This is a genomic window from Aeromicrobium sp. REDSEA-S32_B7 (assembly GCF_001626145.1).
GTDB lineage: Bacteria > Actinomycetota > Actinomycetes > Propionibacteriales > Nocardioidaceae > Aeromicrobium > Aeromicrobium erythreum.
The window spans coordinates 25,267-31,952 of sequence record NZ_LUNF01000054.1 but is presented as its reverse complement, the minus strand read 5'-3'; the positions used below and the strand labels follow the sequence as shown (position 1 = coordinate 31,952).

9 protein-coding genes are annotated in these 6,686 nt (G+C 71.8%); 2 read left to right on the top strand and 7 right to left on the bottom strand.

The window, feature by feature from the left end; translation table 11 throughout:
* From rpsK to A6Q79_RS04265, 5 genes are all read right to left on the bottom strand, one after another.
* The coding region (rpsK, locus tag A6Q79_RS04285) for a 30S ribosomal protein S11 (protein WP_317696581.1) at positions 1-291 on the bottom strand (291 nt) is incomplete at its 3' end.
* A 5-nt stretch (positions 292-296) separates the two neighbouring features.
* The gene (rpsM, locus tag A6Q79_RS04280) at positions 297-665 is read right to left on the bottom strand and encodes a 30S ribosomal protein S13 (RefSeq protein ID WP_067859750.1); all 369 of its coding nucleotides are present in this window, start codon (positions 663-665) and stop codon (positions 297-299) included.
* A 189-nt stretch (positions 666-854) separates the two neighbouring features.
* Positions 855-968: a 50S ribosomal protein L36 gene (rpmJ, locus tag A6Q79_RS04275; RefSeq protein WP_008361054.1), complete on the bottom strand. Its 114-nt coding sequence runs from the start codon at positions 966-968 to the stop codon at positions 855-857.
* 82 nt (positions 969-1,050) lie between these two features.
* Positions 1,051-1,272 carry a translation initiation factor IF-1 gene (gene infA, locus A6Q79_RS04270; RefSeq protein WP_007078610.1) on the bottom strand — a complete coding sequence of 74 codons (222 nt, stop codon included), beginning with the start codon at positions 1,270-1,272 and terminating at the stop codon, positions 1,051-1,053.
* Positions 1,273-1,549: 277 nt separating this feature from the next.
* Entirely contained in the window at positions 1,550-1,990 is a 441-nt protein-coding gene (locus tag A6Q79_RS04265; RefSeq protein ID WP_067859753.1) for an Lrp/AsnC family transcriptional regulator, read from the bottom strand.
* Positions 1,991-2,143: 153 nt separating this feature from the next.
* Here A6Q79_RS04265 and ddaH point away from each other — a divergent pair, with 153 nt between their 5' ends.
* Positions 2,144-3,031, top strand: a complete 888-nt coding sequence (gene ddaH, locus A6Q79_RS04260; RefSeq protein ID WP_286689824.1) for a dimethylargininase — start codon at positions 2,144-2,146, stop codon at positions 3,029-3,031.
* 36 nt (positions 3,032-3,067) lie between these two features.
* Here ddaH and A6Q79_RS04255 read toward each other — a convergent pair whose 3' ends face one another.
* Positions 3,068-3,715 (bottom strand): heme oxygenase (biliverdin-producing), encoded by a 648-nt coding sequence (locus A6Q79_RS04255; RefSeq protein ID WP_286689825.1) that lies wholly within the window; start codon positions 3,713-3,715, stop codon positions 3,068-3,070.
* A gap of 203 nt (positions 3,716-3,918) precedes the next feature.
* Here A6Q79_RS04255 and A6Q79_RS04250 point away from each other — a divergent pair, with 203 nt between their 5' ends.
* Positions 3,919-5,823, top strand: a complete 1,905-nt coding sequence (locus A6Q79_RS04250; RefSeq protein ID WP_286689826.1) for a CHAP domain-containing protein — start codon at positions 3,919-3,921, stop codon at positions 5,821-5,823.
* 10 nt (positions 5,824-5,833) lie between these two features.
* Here the strand turns inward: A6Q79_RS04250 and map are convergent, their stop codons facing one another.
* A complete protein-coding gene (map, locus tag A6Q79_RS04245; protein WP_286689827.1) occupies positions 5,834-6,673 on the bottom strand; it encodes a type I methionyl aminopeptidase in 840 nt (279 codons plus the stop codon).
* Between the last annotated feature and the right edge of the window lie 13 nt (positions 6,674-6,686).

Sequence of the window (6,686 nt, the reverse complement as noted above, 5' to 3'; positions counted from 1 at the left end):
CTCGCGACCCGAGCCCGGGCCCTTCACGAAGACGTCGACCTTCTTCATCCCGTGCTCCATCGCCTGGCGACCGGCGGCCTCGGCCGCCATGCCCGCCGCGAAGGGCGTGGACTTGCGCGAGCCCTTGAAGCCGACGGTCCCGCCGGAGGCCCACGCGATCACGGCGCCCGAGGGGTCCGTGATCGTCACGTGCGTGTTGTTGAACGTGCTCTTGATGTGGGCCTGGCCCTGGACGACGTTCTTCTTCTCCTTGCGGCGCACCTTCTTGGCGCCGGTGTTCTTCGGAGGCATCTAGATCACTTCTTCTTTCCGGCGACGGTGCGCTTCGGACCCTTGCGGGTGCGCGCGTTGGTCTTCGTGCGCTGGCCGCGGACGGGCAGGTGCGCACGGTGGCGACGGCCCTGGTACGAACCGATCTCCATCTTGCGACGGATGTCGGCCGTGACCTCACGGCGCAGGTCGCCCTCGACCTGGTAGTTGGCCTCGATGTGGTCACGCAGCGCGACGAGGTGGTCGTCGGTCAGCTCGTGGACCCGCAGGTCGGGGCTGATGCCGGTGGCGGCGAGGGTGTCGGTGGCGCGGGTGCGCCCGACGCCGAAGATGTAGGTGAGTGCGATCTCGATGCGCTTGTCGCGCGGGAGATCGACTCCGACGAGGCGTGCCATGGTGGCAGTTCCTTCCGGTACGGCAGAGGTGTCGTCACCTGAGGCGCCCCAGCTGCCTCCAGGACCCGTTCCTTGGGGGTCCTGAGCCGGGCCCCGGCCTCTGCGCCGGGGGTGACCCGTCGCCGGTCCTGTCTCCAGGGGGCGTCGGGAGCCGTCAGATGTTCAGTGGGTCGCGGTGAAGAAGTGCGATCAGCCCTGGCGCTGCTTGTGCCGGGGGTTCTCGCAGATCACCATGACGCGGCCGTGGCGACGGATCACCTTGCACTTGTCACAGATCTTCTTCACGCTCGGGTTGACCTTCATCGAGAAGCTCTCTCTTCTTCAGTCTGAACGTGTTCGGTGTGCAGTTGTGGCGTGCTCGACGGTGTCGTTCCCGACGTGTCGATCACTTGTAGCGGTAGACGATCCGTCCACGGCTGAGGTCGTACGGCGACAGCTCCACCACGACCCGGTCCTCGGGGAGGATGCGGATGTAGTGCTGGCGCATCTTGCCGCTGATGTGCGCCAGGACCTTGTGGCCGTTGGCCAGCTCGACCCGGAACATCGCGTTCGGGAGTGCCTCGACGACAGCACCCTCCATCTCGATGACGCCTTCTTTTTTCGCCATGGACCTCAGCTTCTCGGTTGATCGTCAGAGACGGCCCGGGCACGCGCGAGGACCCGCGACTCCGAGGAGCCGCTTCCGACGAGGGGTGAACCACGAGGGCAGGGGTCGATGCGCCCGACATAGGCCGACAGGGAAGTCTACGTCGGTCGGGGCACTCGTTTCAAATCGAGGGTCGGCGGGCGCTGGCACCGCACCGCCGACGCGCGTGAGGATGGGCCGATGAGGCTGGAGAACAACGTCGGCGTGCTCGGGGTGCGGCTGCCGACGTGAGTGGTGGTCAGCCCGTGTAGCGGTCGATGAGGCGCGACAGCACGATCGCGGTGTCGGTGTGGTCGACGTTGTCGACCTCGGTGCGCACCCGCTCGAGCGCCCGCTCCAGGTCGCGCACGTCGCGCGCGACGATCCGCAGGATCGCGTCGGCCTGGCCCGACACGGTGGCGGCCGCGTGGATCTCGGGGATCCTCGCGAACGCGGACCCGAGGGCCTCGGGCGTGATCGTGCCGCGACAGTGGACCTCCACGTAGGCCTCGACGGCCCAGCCCATGAGGTCGGGGTCGACGACCGCGGTGAAGCCCTTCACGACACCGTCGGCGACCAGCCGGTCGACCCGACGCTTGACCGCCGGGGCCGACAGGCCGACGTCGGCGGCGATCCGGGCGTAGCCGGCCCGGCCGTCGCGCACGAGGTGGTCGATGATCCGGCGGTCGACGTCGTCCATGGACCCATGGTGCAACAAATCGCCGCTCCTGGCCCCAGAACGTCAGGTTCCTGCGCAAGGACGCGCAGTTTCGAACTCTCAGATCACCAGAGCGGCGAACTACGATGGATTCGTTGCGTCGCAGGGGTGACGCCACTGATCCAGGAGGTCACCGTGACCGTGCTCGAGACCCGTCCCGCCACCCACGTCCCGGTGAGTCCCTCACCTGCCCGCCAGGTCACCCGGACCGCCCGGACCCGCACGTACCTCATGTGCGCACCGACCCACTTCGACGTCACCTACGCGATCAACGCGTGGATGCGGCCGGGGGTCGCCGTCGACCGCCGGCGCGCGCTCGTCCAGTGGGAGGTGCTGCGCCAGACGTACAGCGCGCTGGGCCACCGGGTGCACGTGCTCGACGGGGTGCCCGGCCTGCCCGACATGGTGTTCGCCGCCAACGGCGCGACGGTCGTCGGTGGGCGCGCGTACGGCGCTCGGTTCCGTCACCCCGAGCGGGCCGCCGAGGCCGTCGAGCACGCCGCCTGGCTCCGGGGGCAGGGCGTCGCCGTCGCCGACCCCACGCAGACCAACGAGGGCGAGGGCGACTTCCTCGTGCTCGGCTCGATGATCCTGGCGGGCACGGGCTTCCGGACGAGCCTGCACGCGCACGTCGAGGCGGCCCGCGTGCTCGACCGTCCGGTCGTCAGCCTGCAGCTCGTCGACCCTCGCTTCTACCACCTCGACACCGCCCTGGCCGTGCTCGACGACGGCAACGGCGACGCCCCGGCCGACATCGCCTACCTGCCGTCGGCGTTCTCCGAGCACAGCCGTCGCACGCTGCGCGAGCTGTTCCCGGACGCGGTCGAGTGCACCGAGGAGGACGCCCTCGTGCTCGGGCTCAACGCGGTGAGCGACGGACGCCACGTCGTCGTCCCCGTGCAGGCGCGCACCCTCGCTCGCCAGCTCGAGGAGCGCGGCTACGTGCCGGTCCCCGTCGACGTGAGCGAGCTGCTGAAGGCCGGCGGCAGCGTCAAGTGCTGCACGCAGGAGCACCACTCCTGAGCCCAGGACGCGGGACGCCTCGCGCCAGGCGGCCCGTCAGAGGCGGTAGGTGTCGAGGTCCGCGGACAGCTCGGCGAACAGCGCCTCGTTGAGCCCGAAGACGAGGCGCACCTCGGCGAGGACGTCGAGCCGCTCCTGCGCAGTGAGGTCGAGAGCGTCGAGGCGCTGGCGGTACGCGTCCTTGTACGGCTTCGGCTTCGGCACGTCGACGAACGCGTAGAAGGCGAGACCGTCGTGGTCGAGGTCGAAGGTCCGAGCCAGCACCCGGCCGATCGCACGCCCGCCCGAGAGGTCGCCCAGGTACCGCGTGTAGTGGTGCGCCACGAACCGCGCAGGGTGGTCACGGGTGGTCTCGATCCGCGCGACGTAGGCGTCGGTCGCCGGCGTCGCCGCGTGGCCGGTCCCCCAGTGCGCGACGTCGTCGAGGATCGCCGACGACCGCTCCAGGGCGGGGTCGAGCACGGCGTCGACCACCGGGTGCCCGGCGAGCGCCCGCCCGGCGGCCTCGAGCGCCGCGTACACCCGCTGCAGGCGTGCCAGGTAGTCCGCGTACCCGCGGGGCGACACGCGGCCGGCGAGCAGCTCGCTCATGAAGGCCGAGCCCTCCGCGGACTCGTGCTCACGTCGGGAGCCGTCGCGCAGCAGGCGCGACAACGAGGAGGTGTCCGGCTCGATGATCGTCATGTCTGCCTCTCGTCCACCCCGACCGTACGGGTCGGCCGACCCGTGCTCGAAGCATAGGCTAGGCAACCCTAAGCAGTCCATGGGGGTCCCCGGCGTGGGCGAGCGCCCTCTCACCGCCTGCGCGACCGTCCGCGAGGTCCTGACAGCGACCACTTCCGTCACACAGGTCCCACGCGCCCCCGAAATCCCGTACGCTGCTCGGCGTGTCGCGTTCCCGGGTGCTCTCAGCGCTGCTATCTTCCCTCGCCGCCGTCCTGGTGGCCGGGACGCTGGCCGCTGCGCCCACCGCGCAGGCCGCCTCGACCCTGCTGTGCTCGGGCTACGCGAACTGCCTGCGCGCCGGGTACGACCACCACGGCTACGAGCAGAACCAGCGCACGAGCTACTGGAACATGTACGGCGGCACGAACTGCACGAACTACGTCGCGTACCGCCTCGTCACCACCAACGGCATGCCGAACCGGCGTCCGGCCTCCGGCGTCGGCAACGCCCGCGACTGGGGCACGACGATGGCCTCCATCACCGACGCGACGCCCGCGGTCGGCTCCGTCGCCTGGTGGGGCCGCACCGGCAACCACGTCGCGTACGTCGAGCGGGTCGCCTCCCCCACCGAGATCATCGTCTCGGAGTCGAACTGGGGTCGCGACTTCGACCACCGGCGGATCACGAAGTCCGGGTCCGGCTGGCCGGACGGCTTCATCCACTTCGCCGATCCCGACGTCACCCCCCGCTTCACCTCGGCCCCGAGACCCACGTTCGCCGGCGCCGAGAAGGTCGGCAGCCTGCTGACGGCGCGAGCCGGCTCCTGGTCGCCGACGGCCACCCTGACCTACCAGTGGGTCGCCGACGGCACGCCGATCCGCGGGGCCACCGCGTCGACCTACCGGCTGACCGCGGCCGAGCGCGGCCGCAAGGTCCACGTCGTCGTCACCGGGCGGCGCGCCGGGTACCCGGCGACGGCCTCCACGTCGGCGCGCACGTCCAAGCCGATCGCGGCAGGCGACTTCGGCACGACCGCACGACCGACGCTGACGGGCACGGAGCGCGTGGGCGCCCAGCTGGTCGCGTCCGCTCCCGCCTGGAAGCCTGCTGCCACGCTCGATTACCAGTGGTACGCCGACGACGAGATCATCCCCGGGGCCACGAGCAGCACCCTGCCGCTCGACGCCGGCCTGCTCGGGCAGCGCATCGGCGTGGTCGCCACGGGCTCGCGTCCGGGCTACAACACGCAGGTGCTGGAGTCCGCCTCCGTGACCGACCCGGTCGCCCCGGGCGTCTTCGACCTCGCGCCGGCACCGGTCGTCGCGGGCACGTCCGCGGTCGGGTCGGTCCTCACCGCGAGCACGGCGGCGTGGTCGCCGACGGCCACGCTCGCCTACCAGTGGTTCTCCGACGACACCCCGATCGCCGGCGCCACGACGGCGCGCTACACCGTGACCCCGGACGATCGAGGGCACCGTCTGCACGTCGTCGTCACCGGCTCGCGCACCGCCTACACGACCACGCAGGTCGCGTCCCAGCCCACCGACGCCGTCGCGCCCGGGCAGTTCACGACGACGGCGCGCCCGGTGCTGTCCGGTGCGGCCCAGGTGGGCACCACGCTGCAGGTCCGGACCGACGCCTGGTCGCCGGTCGCCACCTTCACCTACCAGTGGTTCGCCGACGGCCGCCCGATCCCCGGCGCCACCGGCACCAGCTACCGCCTGACGTCCGCGGACCGCGGCAAGCGCATCCGCGTGGCGGTCACGGGCACGCGCGACGGCTACGTCACCCGCACGCTGTCGTCGAGCCGGACCACCCCGCCCGTCCAGGCGGCACCGGTGGCGTTCAGGACGGTGCACCGGCCGGTGCTCTCCGGGGCGGCCCAGGTGGGTGCGGTGCTGCGAGCGAGCACCCCGGCGTGGTCCCCCGTGGCCACCTTCAGCTACCGCTGGTACGCCAACGGCCGACTCATCGCCGGCGCGACCGGGAGTGCCTACCGCCCGGTGGCCGCCGACCGCGGCAAGCGCATCCACGTGACGGTCACGGGCAGCCGCAGCGGCTACGTCGCCCGCACGATCGCCTCGACCCGCACGACCGCGCCGGTCGTCGCCGCCCCGCGTCGCTGAACCGCGACGGCTACGACGCGTCGTCGCCCGCGTAGGGCACACCGAGCTCGGCGAGCCGCGCACGCCCGCCGTCGAGCGCCGTCAGCACCCATGCGCCGTCGGCGGTCCAGGTGACCGTGTGCTCCCAGTGGGCGGCCCAGGACCCGTCGTCGGACACGACCGTCCAGTGGTCGTCGAGGGTGCGGGTGTCGGCCGAGCCGAGCGTGACCATCGGCTCGACGGCCAGGACGAGACCGGGCACGATGCGCGGACCCTTGCCGGCTCGCCCGACGTTCGGCACGTCGGGCGCCTGGTGCATGGCCGTGCCGATGCCGTGCCCCGTGTAGCCGTCGGCGATGCCGTAGTCACCGGCCGAGCGCACGCTGCGCTCGATCGCGTGGCTCACGTCGCCGACGCGTCGGCCCACGCCGCCCGCGGCGATGCCGGCCCAGAGCGCCCGCTCGGTGTTGTCGACGAGCTGCTGCACCTCGGGGGCGACCTCGCCGACGGTGACGGTCACGGCGGAGTCGCCGTGCCATCCGTCGACGATCGCGCCGCAGTCGATCGAGACCACGTCGCCCTCGCGCAGGACCCGCGACCCGGGGATGCCGTGCACGACCTCGTCGTTGACCGACGCACAGATGACGCCGGGGAAGCCCGGCACGCCGGGCTCGGCGCCGTAGTGGAGGAAGTTCGACGTCGCGCCGTGTGCGCGGATGGTGTCGTGCGCGACGACGTCGAGCTCGGCCGTCGGCACCCCGGGTGCGACGGTCTCGCGGACCGCCTCGAGCGCGTGCGCGACGACGAGTCCGGCGCGGCGCATGAGCGCCACCTGCTCGGGCGTCTTGATCTCGATGCCGCGACCGAACACGGTCTCCCCCGGA

What these genes read in the sequence shown, in the direction of transcription:
- rpsM (WP_067859750.1), bottom strand. Translation starts at nt 665, where the DNA reads ATGGCACGCCTCGTCGGAGTCGATCTCCCGCGCGACAAGCGCATCGAG.
- rpmJ (WP_008361054.1), bottom strand. Translation starts at nt 968, where the DNA reads ATGAAGGTCAACCCGAGCGTGAAGAAGATCTGTGACAAGTGCAAGGTG.
- A6Q79_RS04255 (WP_286689825.1), bottom strand. Translation starts at nt 3,715, where the DNA reads ATGACGATCATCGAGCCGGACACCTCCTCGTTGTCGCGCCTGCTGCGC.
- infA (WP_007078610.1), bottom strand. Translation starts at nt 1,272, where the DNA reads ATGGCGAAAAAAGAAGGCGTCATCGAGATGGAGGGTGCTGTCGTCGAG.
- A6Q79_RS04265 (WP_067859753.1), bottom strand. Translation starts at nt 1,990, where the DNA reads ATGGACGACGTCGACCGCCGGATCATCGACCACCTCGTGCGCGACGGC.